Source organism: Nocardia testacea NBRC 100365, assembly GCF_000308775.1.
Classification (GTDB): Bacteria; Actinomycetota; Actinomycetes; order Mycobacteriales; family Mycobacteriaceae; genus Nocardia; species Nocardia testacea.
In genome coordinates, this window is sequence record NZ_BAGJ01000135.1 from 40,387 (window position 1) to 57,856 (window position 17,470).

At 67.3% G+C, this 17,470-nt stretch carries 15 protein-coding genes; 9 read left to right on the plus strand and 6 right to left on the minus strand.

The genetic code is table 11. The features are described 5' to 3' along the window. Nucleotides 1-46: 46 nt before the first annotated feature. From ON38_RS18655 to ON38_RS18665, 3 genes are read right to left on the minus strand one after another with little or no spacing between them, the layout of a single operon-like run. Entirely contained in the window at nucleotides 47-754 is a 708-nt protein-coding gene (locus ON38_RS18655; RefSeq protein WP_039826138.1) for a hypothetical protein, read from the minus strand. After that, a complete protein-coding gene (locus ON38_RS18660) occupies nucleotides 751-1,827 on the minus strand; it encodes an alpha/beta hydrolase (protein WP_039826139.1) in 1,077 nt (358 codons plus the stop codon). The genes ON38_RS18655 and ON38_RS18660 overlap by 4 nt, the downstream gene beginning before the upstream one ends. After that, nucleotides 1,824-3,356 carry a flavin-containing monooxygenase gene (locus ON38_RS18665; protein ID WP_039826140.1) on the minus strand — a complete coding sequence of 511 codons (1,533 nt, stop codon included), beginning with the start codon at nucleotides 3,354-3,356 and terminating at the stop codon, nucleotides 1,824-1,826. The genes ON38_RS18660 and ON38_RS18665 overlap by 4 nt, the downstream gene beginning before the upstream one ends. A 332-nt stretch (nucleotides 3,357-3,688) precedes the next feature. Between ON38_RS18665 and ON38_RS18670 the strand changes: the two genes are divergently transcribed. From ON38_RS18670 to ON38_RS18695, 6 genes are all read left to right on the plus strand, one after another. Next, complete coding sequence (locus ON38_RS18670) at nucleotides 3,689-4,786, plus strand: alcohol dehydrogenase catalytic domain-containing protein (protein ID WP_039826141.1); 1,098 nt, start codon at nucleotides 3,689-3,691, stop codon at nucleotides 4,784-4,786. A 182-nt stretch (nucleotides 4,787-4,968) separates the two neighbouring features. Next, nucleotides 4,969-6,006, plus strand: coding sequence for a dihydrodipicolinate reductase (locus ON38_RS18675; protein ID WP_083872796.1), 1,038 nt, complete (start codon nucleotides 4,969-4,971; stop codon nucleotides 6,004-6,006). Beyond that, a complete protein-coding gene (locus tag ON38_RS18680; protein WP_039826143.1) occupies nucleotides 6,003-7,550 on the plus strand; it encodes an AMP-binding protein in 1,548 nt (515 codons plus the stop codon). The genes ON38_RS18675 and ON38_RS18680 overlap by 4 nt, the downstream gene beginning before the upstream one ends. 49 nt (nucleotides 7,551-7,599) lie before the next feature. Next, a complete protein-coding gene (locus ON38_RS18685) occupies nucleotides 7,600-9,036 on the plus strand; it encodes a gamma-aminobutyraldehyde dehydrogenase (protein WP_039826144.1) in 1,437 nt (478 codons plus the stop codon). 34 nt (nucleotides 9,037-9,070) lie between these two features. After that, on the plus strand, nucleotides 9,071-9,934 hold the full coding sequence (locus ON38_RS18690; protein WP_039826145.1) for a phytanoyl-CoA dioxygenase family protein: 864 nt from the start codon (nucleotides 9,071-9,073) through the stop codon (nucleotides 9,932-9,934). Nucleotides 9,935-10,017: 83 nt separating this feature from the next. Further along, nucleotides 10,018-11,256, plus strand: a complete 1,239-nt coding sequence (locus tag ON38_RS18695; RefSeq protein WP_373281233.1) for a PucR family transcriptional regulator — start codon at nucleotides 10,018-10,020, stop codon at nucleotides 11,254-11,256. Nucleotides 11,257-11,272: 16 nt separating this feature from the next. On the opposite strand, the gene ON38_RS18700 is transcribed toward ON38_RS18695, so the two are convergent. After that, nucleotides 11,273-12,637, minus strand: coding sequence for an NAD(P)/FAD-dependent oxidoreductase (locus tag ON38_RS18700; RefSeq protein WP_039826147.1), 1,365 nt, complete (start codon nucleotides 12,635-12,637; stop codon nucleotides 11,273-11,275). Between the two features lie 941 nt (nucleotides 12,638-13,578). Between ON38_RS18700 and ON38_RS18705 the strand changes: the two genes are divergently transcribed. After that, complete coding sequence (locus tag ON38_RS18705) at nucleotides 13,579-13,902, plus strand: FitA-like ribbon-helix-helix domain-containing protein (RefSeq protein WP_039826148.1); 324 nt, start codon at nucleotides 13,579-13,581, stop codon at nucleotides 13,900-13,902. Beyond that, complete coding sequence (locus tag ON38_RS18710; RefSeq protein ID WP_039826149.1) at nucleotides 13,903-14,325, plus strand: PIN domain-containing protein; 423 nt, start codon at nucleotides 13,903-13,905, stop codon at nucleotides 14,323-14,325. Nucleotides 14,326-15,295: 970 nt separating this feature from the next. Here ON38_RS18710 and ON38_RS37065 read toward each other — a convergent pair. Then, a complete protein-coding gene (locus ON38_RS37065; protein ID WP_218000797.1) occupies nucleotides 15,296-15,625 on the minus strand; it encodes a Rossmann-fold NAD(P)-binding domain-containing protein in 330 nt (109 codons plus the stop codon). 166 nt (nucleotides 15,626-15,791) lie between these two features. Between ON38_RS37065 and ON38_RS34240 the strand changes: the two genes are divergently transcribed. After that, nucleotides 15,792-16,352, plus strand: a complete 561-nt coding sequence (locus tag ON38_RS34240; protein ID WP_157181813.1) for a hypothetical protein — start codon at nucleotides 15,792-15,794, stop codon at nucleotides 16,350-16,352. A gap of 717 nt (nucleotides 16,353-17,069) precedes the next feature. On the opposite strand, the gene ON38_RS38375 is transcribed toward ON38_RS34240, so the two are convergent. After that, nucleotides 17,070-17,465: a hypothetical protein gene (locus tag ON38_RS38375; protein WP_444543710.1), complete on the minus strand. Its 396-nt coding sequence runs from the start codon at nucleotides 17,463-17,465 to the stop codon at nucleotides 17,070-17,072. Between the last annotated feature and the right edge of the window lie 5 nt (nucleotides 17,466-17,470).

A 17,470-nucleotide genomic window follows, 5' to 3' on the forward strand; every position in this document is an offset into this window, starting at 1 on the left:
GCGCCTTTCTTCAGAAGCCCGGCAGGCTTGGGGATTTCGTACTCGATCACCGAGCGGAGGGCGATGCCGCTTCCGGAGCCGACGTGCGCGCGTCCGCCTGCGCGTTGAGCCGTTCGAGGGCGAGGTAGCCGCGCGAGAAGGTCACGATCATCAGTGCCCAGATCGTGAGCGAGATGATGTAGAACAGCGTGTGATCCGCGTCGTCACCGGGGATCGGGAAGTAGTCGTAGACGACGGCCACGTAGGCGCCGAGCGCGGCGCCCAGCGCCACCCACGTCGCGTTGCCGCGGTCGCCCGCGCGCCACAGCTTCGGCACCAGGTAGACGAACATGAACAGTGCGGCGGCGAGGTTCATCACGAGGTAGAAGATGGCCCAGTTCGGTTCCACCGGCCGGGGTTCGAGGGCACGGTTGAGGCCCACCGCGATACCGGCCGAGATGGCGAGGGCCTCCACCACCCAGGTCGGGCGGTATCGGTGGGTCACCGCCATCATGCCGAGGACGAGGATCACCGTCATACCGAACGACCGGGAGAAGGCGTCGAAGAAGACCATGACGTGGTAACTGAGGCTCTCGTGGTCCACGTTGATCGCGGCGAGGTACAGCACGTTCACGCCGGACACCGCCATCACGACCCATTCGAGACCGAGGAGGAAGTTACGGTAGCCGCGGAGCAACTTGATGCCGTAGTAGAAGCCGGCCCCGACCATCGCGAGGTCGGCGAGCAGGACGAGGATCATACGGATGGTGCTCATCGGGACTCCTCGAGTGCGGTGCGGATGACGCCGGTGACCCGATCGAGCGCGGCGCGGGCCGTGGGGCTGATGCGCGTCATCGAGATATAGCCGTGCACGAGGCCGCTCTCACGGAAGACGCGCACCGGGACGCCGGCCTCCTCGATTCGCGCGGCGTACGCGAGCGCCTCGTCCCGGAGAGGATCGAAACCGGCCACGGTGATCAGCGTCGGAGGCGCGCCCGACAGGTCCTCGGCGAGCATCGGCGAGACCCGCGGGTCGAGTGCGTCCATCCGGTCCGGCAGGTACCTGTCCGTCATCCAGTCGATCTGCTTGGCCGACAGTGCGGTGCTTCCGGCGAACTCCGTCCTCGAGGCGTATTTCCCCACCGCGTCCACGACCGGGTACATGAGCACCTGCAGGAAGGGCCGGATCTCCTCGCCCGCCACAATATTGGCCAGCACGGCGCAGAGGTTGCCGCCGGCGCTGTCGCCGAACAGCACGATCCGCGCGGGGTCGATCCCCCACTGGGCGCAGTGCTCGACGGCGAACCGCCAGGCGGTGACCGCGTCGTCGACGGGCCCGGGGAACGGGGATTCCGGCGCCAGGCCGTACTCGACCGAGAGCACGTTGACACCCGCGCCGTCCGCGATCAGGCGAACGGGCACGTCGTAGTCCTGCCGGCTGCTCAGGACGAAACCTCCGCCGTGCAGGAACAGGACCAGGGCATTCGAGGACACCGTCGGCCGGTACAGGGTCGCACGCAGGCCGGACGGCATCACGATCTCCGGCTCGACACGCACGCCCGCGGGCGCCTTGTCGGCGAACACCCGCGAGTCGTTCGCGACGATCGCGCGCGCCTCCTCCGGAGTGCCGTCGCTGAAGTCCGGGGCGCCTTCGGAGGCCGCGAGCAGCAGCGCGATCTCGGGCGCCATCACGTCACCGTCGGCGTTGACCACCCGCGGCGCGAAACGCCGGAGCAGACCGCCGGGGATGCTGCCGAGGGCGGTGAACGCGGCGCGTTGGAGCCGCTCGGCAACGCTGCGCGCGGCGGGCGCCTGGGTGGGTGCGGGAGCCTGGGCGATCACGGTCATGAGAGTGCCGCTTCCGCGACGGTGCGGCCGCAGAGCTCGCGCCCGAGGCGCGAGCTGAACCGGAGGTTCTGATCGATCACGGAGCCGCGGTACATCTTGCGGTCGTCGAGAAAGACGTTCTCCATCTTCCAGGGCATGGCATCGCCCTGGCGCGGCAGATCGTTCTTGGCGCGCTGCATGTAGCCCGACTCGAGGTCGAGCATGGAGCGGGTGCCGACGCCGGCGGGTGCGTGCGCGACGACGGTGTCGTAGCCGTGGGTGTCCATGTGGCGCAGCAGCTCGATGATGCTCTTGCCGAGCAGTCCGATCTTGAGTGTCCAGGACGACTTGGTGTAGCCGATCGCGTTCATCCAGTTCGGCACGCCGGAGAGCATCATGCCGCGATACACCACGGAGTTGGGCAGGTCGACGGGGCGCCCGTCCACCGTCAGGTCGATACCGCCGAAGAGGCGCAGGTTCAGCCCGGTCGCGGTGACGATGACATCGGCGTCCAGGTGCTCGCCGGACGCGAGTTCGATCCCGGTGGCGGTGAACCGGCGAATGCGGTCGGTCACGACCGAGGCGCCGCCGTCGCGGATGGACTGGAAGAAGTCGCCGTCGGGTGCGAGGCAGAGGCGCTGTTCCCACGGGTTGTACGGCGGATTGAAATGCTTGTCGACGTCGAAGCCGGCGGGCAGTTCCTTGACGTTGACGCTGCGGATGAAGCGGCGGGAAGCGTTGGGGAACCGGGTAAGCAGTTCGACAATGGTCCAGTCGGTGAGGATGTTCTTCCACCGCGTGGCCAGGTAGCCGCCGCGCTCGCCCAGCAGGCGGGTGAGCTTGAGGCCGAGGGCGTCCACTCGCGGCAGGGTCAGGATGTAGGTGGGTGTGCGCTGCAGCATCGTGACATGCGCGGCCGCGCCGTCACCCTTCAGCATCGACGGGATCAGCGTGATCGCGGTGGCGCCGCTGCCGATCACGACGACCTTTTTCCCTGAATAGTCGTAGCCTTCGGGCCAGTGCTGGGGGTGGATGATGTCGCCGGTGAAGTCCTCGCGGCCCGGGAACTCCGGGGTGAAGCCCTTCTCGTAGTCGTAGTAGCCGGTGGCGCCGAACACCCAGCCTGCCTTGACGACCTCGCGGCGCACGGTGCCGTCGGCCTCCGTCACGTCGACGTTGAGCAGCCACTGGGCGTCATCGCTGGACCATGCGGCCGAGACCACCTTGTGCCGGTAACGCATGCGATCGGCGAGGCCGTACTCCTCGACGGTCTCTTCGAGGTAGTCGAGGATCAGCGGTGCGTCGGCGATCGCGTTGTCGTTTTTCCAGCTCTTGAACTCGTACGCGAAGGTGTGCAGGTCGGAGTCGGAGCGAATGCCGGGATACTTGAACAGGTCCCATGTGCCTCCGATGGAATCGCGACCTTCGAGGAGAGCCACCTTCTTGTTGGGGAACGCCTGGGTGATGTACGTCGCGGCGCCGATACCCGAGATCCCACCGCCGATGATGACGACGTCGAAGTACTCCGGGCCGGGTGCTGTGTTGCTCATCCTTCGCTTCCTTCCTGCGCCGAGCGCGTCCTGATGTATTCAGGCTGCCGGTCCGGATGTGGCGCACACCACAGCGAATCTCAGCGTCTTGTGCGGGGCGGTGGTGGAAATCTCACCCCTCCCGGCTCGCACCGCGCAGCGACGTGTGCGCGGAGTGCAATCTGCACCGCTTCTCCGGGCAAATGGTTGGAACATGCTGTGGCCGATGCGCCCACCGAACCGTCACAGTGAGATCCACGCCACATCGTTTCAGCAGTCGAGCCGCCGACCGCCCTACGGAACGCTTTGTGTGCGGTTCCGCCGATCACATTGCCCAGCAAGGGAGTCGAGTCATGCGCGCCGCATTGTTCACCCACCAGGACGCGTCCGTCGAGATCGCGGACATCGAACTCGCAGCGCCCCGGCGCAACGAGGTCCGCGTCGAGATCGCGGCGGCGGGGGTGTGTCACTCGGAACTGCACCTCGTCCGAGGTGAGTGGGAGGTCCCCGCGCCCCTGGTGCCGGGTCACGAGGGCTCGGGTGTGATCACCGAAGTCGGTCCGGGTGTCACGCACCTCGCAGTGGGCGACCACGTCGTGCTGTCGTGGAACCCCTACTGCGGGGAGTGCCGCGCATGCCTCGCCGGACGGGAGACCCGCTGCCATCAGGTTGCGACGGTCATCAACGCGACCGGCAGCCTGCTCGACGGAACCAGCCGGCTCAGCCGTGGTGGGCAGCGCGTCAACCACTACCTCGGAGTGTCCTCATGGGCCGAGGAGGTCGTCGTCCCCGCGACCGGCGCGATCAAGGTCCGCGACGACGCGCCACTCGACGCCATCGCGCTGGTGGGGTGCGCCGCCGCCACCGGCGTCGGTGCTGTCGTCAACACGGCCGAGGTGACGGCCGGATCCACCGTCGCGGTGATCGGCTGCGGCGGAGTCGGACTCAACATCGTCGAGGGCGCCCGCCTGCAGGGTGCGGAGCGGATCGTCGCCGTCGATCTCTCCCCCGAACGAGCCGCGCTCGCGAAGACCTTCGGCGCCACTGACGCGATCGGTCTCGACGGTGCGGACGCGGTCGACGCGTTGCGCGACCTGATGCCCGACGGGGTGGACTTCGCCTTCGACGCGATCGGGCACGTGACCACCACCGAGGCCGCGATCCGCGCGCTCGGCCTGGGCGGTGCGGCGGTGGTCGTCGGACTCCCGGCCGCGGGCGCCACGGCCTCCTTCGAGCCGCTCGCGCTCGCCGAGATGGACGCGCGGATCCTCGGTTCCAACTACGGCAGCATCCGGCCGCAGTTCGACATCCCGAAGCTCGTCGACCTGTACATGACCGGTGAACTCCTCCTCGACGAGCTGATCACCGCCCGCAGGCCGCTCGACGAGGCGGCGCAGGCCCTGTCCGATCTCGCCGGCGGTGCCCAGCTGCGCCAGCTGCTGATCCCCTGACCGCGGCAGCGCGGCGGGCCATCCCATGAAGGACGACATGACCATCAGGACCGACGAATCATCGTCCTGCTCGTCGGCTCCCTCGCCCTCGGACCCGTGATGAGACGACTCCGACCGACGGCGGGAACGCAGGAGTAGCCGCCGTCGACCCCGGCAACCATTCTCACTGAAGGACAAAGCCTTTGACTCACACGATCGTCATGGTCGGCCTCGGCGCCACCGGGCTCGCCATGGCCGCATCCCTGCTGCGGCGCACCGACGTGCAGATCGTCGGCGCGGCCGACCGGAACCCCGCCGTCGTCGGCGCCGACCTCGGTACCCTCGCCGGCCTCGGCGCGAGCGGGGTCACCGTCATCGACGAACCCTCCCGTCTTCCCGCGGCCGACCTGGCCATCGTGGCCACGACCTCGGACCTGGGCGTGGTCGTGGACACCCTCGTGCCGTTGCTCGAACGGTCGTACAACGTGATGAGCATCTGTGAAGAATTGTCCTACCCGTGGTCCAGCCACCCGGATATCGCGCGCCGCCTGGACGAGACGGCGAAGGCCAACGACGTCACCGTCCTCGGTACGGGCGCCAACCCCGGCGTCCTGATGGACACACTCCCGCTCCTGCTGACGACACTGACCCAGCGCGTCGAGCGGATCGTCATCCGCCGCCGAACGAATATGTCGCGCTACGGCGCGATCCTGTCCAAGTTCGGCCTCGGGCTCACGCCGGCGCGGTTCGACGGTGCGCAGGCGTCCGGAGCGGTCGTCGGCCATTACGGCTTCGAGCAGGCCATCAGCGCGCTCGCCACCGGTCTCGGGTGGTCGCTCGACGCGATCGTCGTCGAACGGGTCTCCCCCAGCAGAGTCAGCGACACCGTCCGGACCGGAGACCACGTCGTCATTCAGCCGGGTGAGATCGCCGCCGTCACCCACGCCGCGCGCGGCACGGTGGGCGGTCGAACGGTGATCGACCTCGAGATCATGTTCGGCTTCTTCGACGGCAGCGACCCGGTGAGCGCGGGCGACGACTACCGCATCGAGGGGGCGGACCAGGTGATCGAGCTGTCCTCACCCGTCGGGTTCGAGTCGTTCGTGAGCACGATCGCGGCAGCGGTGAACGTCGCGACCGCGGTCGTCCACGCTCCCCGCGGATTCCTCTCCATGGGCGATCTCCCGGTCGCGCGGATCGCGTCGAAGGGCACCCACCTGGCCGAGGCGGGGCCGCTGTGACACACGCGTTCTCCGCGCTGACTCCGGTGCGATTCCTCGACCGCGCAGCCTCCGTCCACGGCGAGCGGACCGCTGTCGTCGACGGCCCGCGCACGCTCACCTACCGCGGGCTGCACGACCGCTGTCGCAGCCTCGCCGGCGCTCTCGTCGACCGCGGCGTCCAGCCGGGTGATCGGGTCGCGGTGCTCTCGCACAACACCCTCGAAATGCTCGAAGCCCACTACGGGGTCCCCTATGCCGCAGGCGTCCTGGTGCCGCTCAACGCCCGGCTCAGCGCGACGGAGATCGCCTACATCCTCGAGCACAGTGGGGCGCGGGTACTGATCGCGACCGACCCGTTGACCTCCCTCGCGCTCGAGGCTGTCGCGCTGGCCGGGAGTCCGATGACGGTGGTCGCCGGCGGTGAGGAGTACGAGGCGATCGTGTCCTCCGGTACGCCGGTGGACGTCTCCTCGCACGACGAGCTCGCACCGATCGCCATCAACTACACCTCCGGGACCACCGGGAAGCCCAAGGGCGTGGTGTACACCCACCGCGGCGCCTACCTGCAGTCCGTGGCGATGGCCTTCCACTCGGGCATGGACCTCAACTCGGTCTACCTGTGGACTCTGCCCATGTTCCACTGCAACGGATGGTGCTTCACGTGGGCGGTGACCGCGGCGGGAGCGACCCACGTCTGCCTGCCCAGGGTCGAGGCGGACGCGATCTGGGAGGTGATCGACGATGCCGGGGTCACGCACATGTGTGCTGCCCCGACCGTCATCTCGACCATCACCTCAGCTCCTTCGGCGACGATCTCGCCCCGGAAGGTCTGGGTCGCCACCGGCGGCGCCCCACCGGCACCCGCACTCCTGGCGCGGGCCCGCACCCGCGGCCTGGACGTCACCCACCTGTACGGCATGACCGAGACCTACGGGCCCGCGGTGATCAACGAGTGGGACCGCGGGTGGGACGCGGCGCCGGAGGCCGAGCGCGATCGGCTCAACGCGCGCCAGGGCGTCGGCAACATCATCACCGGCGGTGTCCGCGTGGTGGACGAGGCCGGCGGTGACGTGCCCGCCGACGCGACGACGATCGGCGAGATCGTGCTGCGGGGGAACAACGTCACCGCCGAGTACTACCGCGACCCCGCGGCCACCGCGGCGGCGGTGCCCGACGGATGGTTCCGGAGCGGGGATCTCGCCGTTCGACATTCCGACGGGTACATCGAGATCCGCGATCGCGCGAAGGACCTCATCATCTCCGGCGGGGAGAACATCAGCTCCATCGAGATCGAGCGCGCGATCCTCGAGCACCCCGCGGTCCTCGAGGCCGCGGTGGTCGGTGTTCCCCACGAGCACTGGGGCGAGCGCCCCGCGGCGTTCGTCTCCCTCCGCCCGGGCGCGGAGCTCAGCAGCGGCGACCTGCGCGCCCACCTGCTCGATCGCCTCGCGAAGTTCAAGGTACCCGACCGGATCGAGTTCGCGACGCTCCCCAAGACCGCCACGGGAAAGATCCAGAAGTTCCAGCTCGGGCAACAGCTGATCGCTCACCCGCCGGGCTGAGTTCCGCCGGCCACCTCACCCCACCGCATCCCGACAACAGGAGATCACCATGCTCGCCCCCAGCGCCTACAGCGCGAAGAACCTCATCAACGGCGAACTCGTCGCCGCCGAATCCGGACGGCTGCTCGATGTCCTGGAACCCGCGACCGGTGAGGTCCTGGCCCGGGTTCCCGCCAGCGGCAAGGAGGATGTCGACGCGGCCGTGACCGCAGCCGCCCAGGCGTTCCGCTCGTTCCGGCGCACCACCCCGGGCGAGCGTGCGGAGATGCTCCTGACCCTGGCGTCCAAGATCGAGGAACACGCCGAGCACATCGCGTTGCTGGAGTCCCGCAACGTCGGCAAACCCCTCCCGGTCGCCCGCGACGAGGTGCCCTTCGCGGTGGACAACCTGCGATTCTTCGCGGGTGCGGCGCGGACGATGGAGGGACGCGCAGGCGGCGAGTACCTGCGCGGCTACGAGTCCTATGTGCGGCGCGAGCCGATCGGCGTCGTCGCCGGCATCGCACCGTGGAACTACCCGCTGCTCATGGCGACCTGGAAGTTCGGTCCGGCCCTCGCGGCCGGGAACTGCAGCATCCTCAAGCCCTCCCGCCAGACCCCACTGACCGCCCTCTACATCGCCGCGCTCGCGCAGGACGTCTTCCCGGCCGGTGTGTTCAACGTGTTGTCAGGGTCGGCGTCGGACATCGGCGACCACTTGGTCGCGGATCCCCGTATCGGCCTGGTCTCACTGACCGGCGACACCAGCACCGGACGGCACATCGCCGAGGTGGCCGCGTCCCACGTCGCGCAGACGCATCTCGAGCTGGGTGGCAAAGCGCCGGTCATCGTCCTCGACGATGCCGATCTCGACGCGGTCGTCGCGGGCATCGCCACCGCCGGGTTCGCCAACAGCGGCCAGGACTGCACCGCGGCGTGCCGAGTGATCGCCACCCCAGGGATCTACGATCGGCTGCTCGAGGCGCTGGTCCCCGCGGTTCAGGCGATCCGAGTCGGCGATCCCGATGCCGGCGGCGACATCGACATGGGTCCACTCATCTCGGCCGCACACCGACAGTCCATCCTCGACGTCCTCGCCGAGACCGACGGCACCATCGTGACCGGCGGCAAGGCCGTGCCCGGCGACGGCTTCTTCCTCGAGCCCACGGTGGTGGCGAACCCGAGTCAGGCGGACGTGCTCGTGCAGGCGGAGCAGTTCGGCCCCGTCGTCACTGTGCAGCGCGCGGCCGATATCGACCAGGCCTTCGAGTGGGCGAACGACGTGAAGTTCGGCCTGGCGTCGTCGATCTGGACGCAGAACCTCCATCACTCGGCACGCGCGGCACGCGACCTCGACTTCGGCTGCGTCTGGGTGAACGACCACATGCCCGTCCTCTCGGAGATGCCCCACGGCGGATTCAAGCAGTCCGGATACGGCAAGGACATGTCGATCTACGCGCTCGAGGAATACACCCGCATCAAGCACGTGATGACCAAGACGAACTGACCACCTCAGATCCTCACCTGGAAGGAAACACACCATGACATCGGTCGATGCGACTCTCCAGCGAGTCGGCAACACCACCGACATCGCCGAGATCCGAGAGATAGTCGATCGCGACGGCGGCGTCATCATCGAGGGCCTGCTCACCGCCGACCAGGTCGCGCGGTTCAACGCCCAGATCGAGGGACCCCTGGGCGCGCTCGCCCCCGGCGGGAAGCACGAGCTGGAGATCGTCAACGAGTTCCACGGCGCCAACACCAAGCGCCTGACCAACCTCGTCACGCACAGCCAGGTGTTCCGGGACGAGGTGATCGACAACGACCTGGTGCACGCGTTGTGCGAGGCGATCTTCCTCGAGGAGTCCGGTACGTTCTGGATGACCACCGCCCAGGTCATCGAGATCGGCCCCGGCAACCGCGCCCAGATGCTCCACCGCGACCTGGAGAACTGGTTCCCGTTCGTCGGGATGGGTCCCGCCGGCCCGGAGGTGACCCTCAACTTCCTCATCGCGCTGACCGACTTCACCGAGGACAACGGCGCCACCCGCGTCATCCCCGGCAGCAATCACTGGCCGGACTTCCAGGATCGCGGCACCCCGGATCAGACGGTCCCGGCCACGATGAAGGCCGGTGACGCGCTGTTCTTCAGCGGCAAGACCGCCCACGGCGGTGGTGCCAATGTCACGACGGACCAGTACCGCCGCGGGCTCGCATTCGCCTTCAACCCGGGCTACCTGGTCGGCGAGGAGGCGTATCCCTTCCTCGTGGACCGCGAAGTCGTGAAGACCCTGCCCGAGCGCGTGCAGCGCATCCTCGGCTTCCGGTCCCAGTACCCACTGGGGTCGCCCGGCCTCTGGCAGGTCGACTACCGCGAGCTCGGCGAGTACCTGGGTCTCGACTGACTCGTGCGGCCTGCGCGCCGACCCGATCGGTCGGGGCGGGCGGCGCATACTCGTTGTCACGGCGAGCGATGGAGGTTCGTGGAATGACGGTGGCATCCGACGAGCTGTGGCCCGTGCCCTCCGACCGGGTGCGCGAGCTCTTCCGCGACGTCGCCGAGACCATGCTCGCCAGGCACACCGAGATTCTGGCCGATATGGAGGAGGCGACGCTCCGGGACCCCCGTTACCTGGCGATCTCACAGGACCCCGTGCTGGCCGAGTCCAGCGACCGCGTCGGCGTCCTCGCCCTCAAGAAGTGGCTGACGTCGAACATCGCCGCACCCGGCGTGCGGGTCCCGCCACCGGACAGTGAGGAGACGCGTACCTACGCGCGCAATGTCGTTCTCCGCGGCCTCACCACCGACGAGGTCACCTCGTGGCGGGCCGGACAGTACGTCGTGTGGCGGTGGTGGCTCGCCGAATGCTTCAGGGTGGCCGGTGATCTCGACGAGCTCGAGTCGCTCGTGGCGGTCTCGGCCTGTTCACTGACCACCGCCGTCGACGACGCCATCGCGGCACTCGCACAACAGGTCGACGAGGTCCGCGAGGAGTTCGCGGGCGGCGCGCAACTTCAGCGCTACGCCACCGTCGAATTGCTGCTGCAGGGTGCCGACATCGCGCCGGCGAGGGCCGAGGCCCAGTTGGGATACGCGCTGACCGGCTCGCACATCGGCGCAGTCGTGTGGACGGATTCGGAGCGCGACGCGCACGCACTCGACGCCGCGAGCGAGCAGTTGATGCGGGCCTGCGGCGCGGGAGGTCGACTCACCGTTGTGGCGGGGACTTCTGCGCAGTGGCTGTGGATTCCGGCGAAGACCGTACCGCCCGCGGCGGAGCTCGAGGAGTTGTTCAGTCGGCACCCCCGCGCTCGTGTGGCGCTCGGCCGCGCGGCGCCGGGTACCAACGGATTCAGGCGAACGCACCTGGATGCCGCGGCAGCGCAACGCCTTCTGTCGCGGCTCCGTTCGAACCTCACCGTGATCCGTTACGAGGACGTGCAGATGATCGACCTGATGTCGGCCGATGTCGGCCAGCTCGATCAGTTCGTCACCGATGTCCTCGGCGACTTCGAGGCCGCGAGTCCGGTCCTGCATCAGACGGTGCTCACCTACGTCGAGGAAGGCCTCAACCGGTCGAGTACCGCGGAGCGGCTGTTCACCCACCGCAACACGATCGACCGGCGTCTCGCCCGCGTCGACGAACTCCTACCCCGCCCCTTCGCCGACCGGCCGACCGAAGTCGCGACGGCGTTGACAGTCCTCCGGATCCGCGGCACGGCCTGACCCCCACGCCGCCTACTCAGCGCTTCGCGCGCCCTCGGCGACGCAGCTTCCGCCGCGCCAGCGTCCTGCTGCCGCTGAAGAAGTCGTTGATCCGGTCCACGCACCAGGTGAGCCGGATCATGAACGGGCTCAAGAGCCGTGCCATCGATGCCGGGTACTCCGGAACATCCGACCAGATGCCTGCGAGGTCCTCCGGCATCTCGTCGTCGACGATGTAGTCAGCGATCATCTTGCCCACGTACGGCACCTGACAGAGGCCGTGGCCGTTGCAGGCCATCGAGTAGTAGACGTTGTCGCCTACCTGCCCGGCGACAGACAGCCAGTCGGCGCTGATGCCGATCCAACCGCCCCAGGCCCGCGCGATGGACACGTCGGACAGCGTCGGGAATCGGTCGGACAGGTCGGCCGCCATGTCCTTGACGAGGCCGGGGGACGGAACCCGATCCGGGAGCGGGTAACTCAGACCGCGCTCCGCCCGGCGGACCCCGCAGACGATGGTGTTGCGCTCGGTGAGCCGGTAGTGGGTCATGAGCTGGTGCTGGGTGATGATGCCCGACCGGCTGGTCCAGTCCAGCTCGGCGATCCGCTCGGGCGCGATGGGTTCGGTCTCGACCTCGATGACGTACAGCGGCACCGAGAGGTTCTTGGGCGTGATGTCCCATTCGCCGGAATAGGCGTTGGTCGCGAGCACCACCTTGTCAGCCCGCACCGTGCCCTTCGGTGTCGTGAGCTCGACGATGCCCCCTGCCCTCCGCACGTCGCTCACCGGCGACTCCTCGAAGAGCTCGACCGACGAGTCGAGAACTGCGCGCCGCACACCGCGAGCGAGCTTGCCCGGGTTCAGCATTCCGCCGATGGACTCTCGCATGCCGCCGACGAAACCGGCCGGAAGGCCGAGCTGCTCACTGGTGCCGACGATCCCCTGCCCACCGGCGGCGCGCAGGATCGCCGCCTGCGTGCGGACCCTGAGCATCATGATGGGAGAGACCGCACCCCACACCAGACCGTTCGCCACGTAGTCGCAGTCGATGTCATGAGTCTTCATGAGGTCTTCCACATAGTGGCCCGCGTGTTCCGCCAGCTTGGCCATGACCGGCAGCTTGCTGCCGGAGAACAGCCCGAGCATTCTCAGGTCCCCACCCGGCGCCCCGGCGATCTGACCGCCGTTGCGCGAGGCCGCGCCATAGCCGCAGAACTCGGACTCCAGCAGGACCACGTCCTGGCCGCGCTCGGCGAGGCGCAGCGCGGTCGCCATTCCACCCATGCCGCCGCCGACGACGGCGATGTCGCAGGTGAGGTCGCCGTCCAAGGCGGGCCGTATATCGTCCGGTCGATCGATCCAGCCGGTGAAATTGCTGTACCTGGTGGTGTCGGTTCTCATGCTGTCCTGATCTCCCTCGAATAGTGGGTATGACGGTGCGGTGGAAGCCTCGCTGAGATCACGTAACCGGGTCCGTTGTCGGTGCACGAACTCTTCCTCCACTATCGCCATCCCTTCATAGGGTCACCATGGTGAGTCGTGGCGTATTGGCGAGGATCGCGGTGCGAATTGCACACGTAACCCGCTCGCTACTCCCCGAGGGGCACAACCACAGCGAGCCCCGACACCGCGCCGCACACACCACCGATCCGGGTGGTTGCGCGCGGCCTACACGGCCCAGCTCGGCCTTGCCGTGGTGACGCGTGCTACCGACCAGGCGCGGCTGCCCCCGCCGGCTCTGACAGGTACCGAATACACACGGCAACCGGAACAACCGCGTTCTGTGGGTGTGCGCTGAATGCCATCGTCGCCCCGATCCGGTCACGCTACGCCAGCAGTCCTGAGCGGTGCTGCCGGTCACCGGACTGCAACCGCCGGAGGACGCGTCCACCAGGCAAATCGAGAACCAAAGCGGGGGAAACGGGGGCGGGTCGAACCACCCCGAAGCTACCGCCACAACGAACACTCGACCCTCGATGACCGGACGTCAGAACGTCAAGTCGACCGGTAGACCACGCAAACTGCTGGCTGGCTACGCTCGAGACGACGCACGACACACCAGCAGACGGCTGACCAGGGAAAAAGCTACACGACCGACAATGCGCCTCCAGCTCCGCGAGCATTTCTCTCCCCTGGTGGGCACCCGGCGCCGACGCCACATCGACGACGAAGGCGCGGGTAACCGCGGGGCTTGCTCGAGCCTGCGCCCACGTGGCGATACGTGACACACAGTCGGCCGCCGGAGTTCCGGTTTCGGCGACGGGCGCGCGGTAGTCCTGCGCAGAATGTGCACCCAACATTGCGTGAGTGCATTATGAGTGCGCTTTGATAGCATTGACATCATGACGACGAAAGCCGCCAAAACCAAAGCTCGCAGGCCTGCCGGCAAGAAGGTCGCGGCCGCCGTATCGAACCTGAACGTCCGCAACCTCGACCCCGCGGTCAAGGCCACCATCCAGCGGCGCGCCACCCTCCACGGACGTTCGATGGAAGCCGAGGTTCGTGACATCCTGACCCGTGCCGCGAACGAAGACGATGCCCCCGGCGCGCCGAACCCACTGTCCGGGGCAGCCTTGCTGGCACGTCTGGCCGTCCTGCGCGAAGCCCTCGACGGTGAGACCCCGGAGTTCGATACGTCATTTCTCGAAGCGTCCGAGGGTCACTGAATGCTGGTCCTGGATACCAACGTGATCTCCGCCGCGATGGCCCCGGAGAAGCACCCCATCGTCGCCGGCTGGCTCGCCGCCCAAACCGGCTACTACACAACATCTATCACTGTGTTGGAAGTAGCGAACGGCCTTGCCCGGCTGGCCGAGGGCCGTAAGCGGTCGATCCTCGAGGCTGCCGCCCTGACGGTGTTCGAACCGCTCGAAGCAGCAGGGCGTGTCCTGCCGTTCGAACAGGCTGCCGGATACCTGTATGCCGGGTTGATGGTGAAACGGCCGAAACCGACCGCCGGGGAGATCTTCGACGCCCAGATCTTGGCTATCGCGTTGACCCATGACGCCACGGTGGTCACCCAGAACGTGAAGGACTTCGCCGGCCGCGGAGCAGCGATATTCAACCCCGCCACGGGAACCGATCATTGAAACGCTGAACTGTCCATCCAGCGCCCAGGGTACGCGTCTCCATCGCCGATAGTATGGCCACAACCCCGGCATGACGCCGTCGGGGCATCCCTGAACCACCCAGTCCCGAACATTCAGCCGAGTCGGATCGTCTGCGCTCCGCACGCCCATTCACTGCTTGCATCCGCCTCTCCGGTCTCGGTGGACACAGCTGCACACCCGACCGCGTCGGTTTCGGCGAACAGGATCCAGGACCACGGGGGTAGACGCGGGGCCAGACACAAAACAACAGGTCAGGCCCGGTCTTGAACCGGACCTGACCTGTTCTGCTCTTTCTGTGGAGCTAAGGGGACTCGAACCCCTGACCCCCACGAAGAGGTTCATGAGACTGATCGGTCCGGCGAGATATCGACGTTCGGGACACACCAACGATCACCCCCAGTGACGGCGACGAAAATAGCTGCATCGGTCCAATGCCAAGACGGCGGATTATCTTTATCTGCAACGGAATACAACGTACATCGAGAAACGTCCATCAGGACTGAACTGCACGGCCTCTCCGGCCGGACTTCCCCGGACACACTCCACAACGACGACTCAGCCCGTTATTGCCTGGTCGTCAGGACGTCAAGTCAACCGGCGGCAACGCGGCATCCCGGCCCACTGCGCCCGAGACATTCCGTTACGCCCGCGCAGACGACTCAGCAGGGAGAATCCCATTCGACCGGCGACGCCCCTTCGGCTTCATGAGCAGTGCCGCCCCGTACCACTCGACGCCGACGTCGTATCGACGATGAAAGCGGGGGGTAATCGGGGGCCGACTCGGTCGGCACCGTGTAGCCGATCTTGCGGCCGATGACCTCGCCGACGATCTCGATGAGCTGGGCGTAGGACTGCCGGTTCGGGTCGACCGGTAGGTGCCACGTTCGACCTTAGGCATCCGGGGTGTTGCCGAGCAGCGCCAGCGCCCAGCTCGCGTCGAGGGTCCAGATCAGGGAGCGCTCGGTGTGGGCATCGATCGCGACGAACGGCCGCTTGCCGCCCTGATCCGGTCGAACACCAACGAATTGGTGTAGCTCTTGGTCGAGCCGGGCCCATAGAACTCGGGGGCGCGGCCGACGAGGCCCTGAACCTGGCCGGCCCGCATGGCCTCTAGCAGCATGGTGGCGAGCTCGCCACGGACACGTCCCTTGCGACCGCCCGGTGCTGCGCATGCTGTCGACTCGGTCTGGGCTCCCGACGTTCCGGGATACATGTAGGTGTTGTCGAAGAAGACCAGCTTCGTCCCGTGTTCGGCGCAGGCGTCGATGACATTGCCCATGATGACGGGAAACTGACGCTCCCACAGCCCCGAACACCGGCAGCGATTGCGCTCCGCCGGGGCGGCCCGGCGGAGCTGACCGGCGCAGGATCCGAACTCCCTCGGACGCGAAAGATTGCGCCAGGACGCTCATCTGCGGTTTGTAACCCGTCAAGGGGTAGAGGCGATGGACTATCCGGAATACGGGAGCCGTATTCCGGATAGGAGATCGATCATGTCGACTACCATTGCGGCGCGCCGTGGATTGCGCTACATCTCGCTTCGGATCGCGCTGCTCGGCGCGCTGTTCGCTGCCCCCGCCCTGGCAGTGGCACCGGCATCGGCGGAACCAGGGATCGGTCCCATCACGACACACCTCGCCCCCGTCTCCGATGACTATGACTCCTCCGGCTACGACCGGTGGGGGTATGACCGCCACGGCTACGACCGGTGGGGTTATGACCGCGAAGGCTATGACCGATTCGGTCGCGATAACCGCGGTTACGACAAGGAAGGTTTCGACCGGTGGGGTTATGACCGCGAGGGCTATGACCGCGCCGGCTTCGACACGTGGGGTTACGACGAGGACGGTTACGACGAGGACGGTTACGACCGGTGGGACTACACGCGCGACGGATGCCGTATCGACGGAAACGATCAGAAGTGGGCAATCCGCCGGATCTGCGATGCCTGGCGGGCACGCGTGGCGGCCGCCGGCCCCGGCGCCGACCGAACCGGCCTCCTGTAGTAGCCGCACCTGGAAGGCGAAAGCCCGCCGCCCGGCTTACCGGCCGGGACGGGTGCTGCCCCGGGGAGGATCCCCGAACTCACCGAACGCGTAGGTACATCACGGATTCGGCCGACGGGAAACTGAAGGGTCCGGCGAGGTATCCGCTATCGGAGTCGTCTGTGTGACAGTCGGTTCCGCTCCGCTTCGGGGTGTAGACGGCCGACCCTCGACTGGTTGGACCTGCTGCTTGTATAGGAAACCCGCAGAGCGGCGATAGTCCCGTCGAAGCGTGGAAGTGCGCTCGGATTGAAGGCCCGATGATGTCGACAGCCGCTACGAGTGGCAGGGGCAGGCACCGTACCGGGATCAGGGCGCCGCTGGTGAGTGCCGTGCTGGTCCCCATAATTCTGGCCCCCTGCCTATGTGGAGCCGGATGCCGCAGGGCTGCCGACACCGACACAGAACACGGCGACCCCGCCGGTGCTTCCCGTTGCTACGCCGGAACCGCCGCCGACTACGACGCCCGAGCCGCCGCGGCTACCCGCCGATTGTCCGGACGGTATACCTGCGCATGCCCCGCACTGTGTCGTACCCGGTCCACCCCATCTCTTCGGTGCCGACGGCCACGACAGGTCGACGCGAAGGTGCGCGTGGTGAGGTCGTCGACGGCTCGACCGGTAACAGTGCATCGTCGCACTGGATGATGATCAGGGCCGGTCGGTTACTCCGAATGCGCTATGCGAGGGCAAGCCGTACGACCTTCTCACGAACCTCGCGAGGGTAGCGGTTCGACATGATGGGACCATCTTCCTCCAGGAAGAAGCGGTCACCAACCCGTGACGGTTCAGAGGAGACATCCGGGTTTGCGCGGGTATCGACGTCGACAAGGGCTTCAGTGCGCCACCCACCACACAAGCGACAGTAGCGCGCAGCAGTTGCGCGGGCGGTGTCGGCCGAAGGCTTACGGCCAGTGGCCTGCGGCAGCATTTCGATACCACCGTGGTCGCGATCGAACACCGTGGCGGTGAATTCACCTACGCCCCCGATACCGTGGTTGCCGCCGGTGATGTGCTCATCGTGTCCGGCCGCATCGAAGAAGTCGAATGCTTCGCCGACCGCACCTGAGATCACCACGG

Coding starts and splice junctions, on each gene's coding strand:
- ON38_RS18655 (WP_039826138.1), bottom strand. CDS start 754: ATGAGCACCATCCGTATGATCCTCGTCCTGCTCGCCGACCTCGCGATG.
- ON38_RS18660 (WP_039826139.1), bottom strand. CDS start 1,827: ATGACCGTGATCGCCCAGGCTCCCGCACCCACCCAGGCGCCCGCCGCG.
- ON38_RS18665 (WP_039826140.1), bottom strand. CDS start 3,356: ATGAGCAACACAGCACCCGGCCCGGAGTACTTCGACGTCGTCATCATC.
- ON38_RS18670 (WP_039826141.1), top strand. CDS start 3,689: ATGCGCGCCGCATTGTTCACCCACCAGGACGCGTCCGTCGAGATCGCG.
- ON38_RS18685 (WP_039826144.1), top strand. CDS start 7,600: ATGCTCGCCCCCAGCGCCTACAGCGCGAAGAACCTCATCAACGGCGAA.
- ON38_RS18690 (WP_039826145.1), top strand. CDS start 9,071: ATGACATCGGTCGATGCGACTCTCCAGCGAGTCGGCAACACCACCGAC.
- ON38_RS18695 (WP_373281233.1), top strand. CDS start 10,018: ATGACGGTGGCATCCGACGAGCTGTGGCCCGTGCCCTCCGACCGGGTG.
- ON38_RS18700 (WP_039826147.1), bottom strand. CDS start 12,637: ATGAGAACCGACACCACCAGGTACAGCAATTTCACCGGCTGGATCGAT.
- ON38_RS18705 (WP_039826148.1), top strand. CDS start 13,579: ATGACGACGAAAGCCGCCAAAACCAAAGCTCGCAGGCCTGCCGGCAAG.
- ON38_RS18710 (WP_039826149.1), top strand. CDS start 13,903: ATGCTGGTCCTGGATACCAACGTGATCTCCGCCGCGATGGCCCCGGAG.
- ON38_RS37065 (WP_218000797.1), bottom strand. CDS start 15,625: ATGGGCAATGTCATCGACGCCTGCGCCGAACACGGGACGAAGCTGGTC.
- ON38_RS34240 (WP_157181813.1), top strand. CDS start 15,792: ATGGACTATCCGGAATACGGGAGCCGTATTCCGGATAGGAGATCGATC.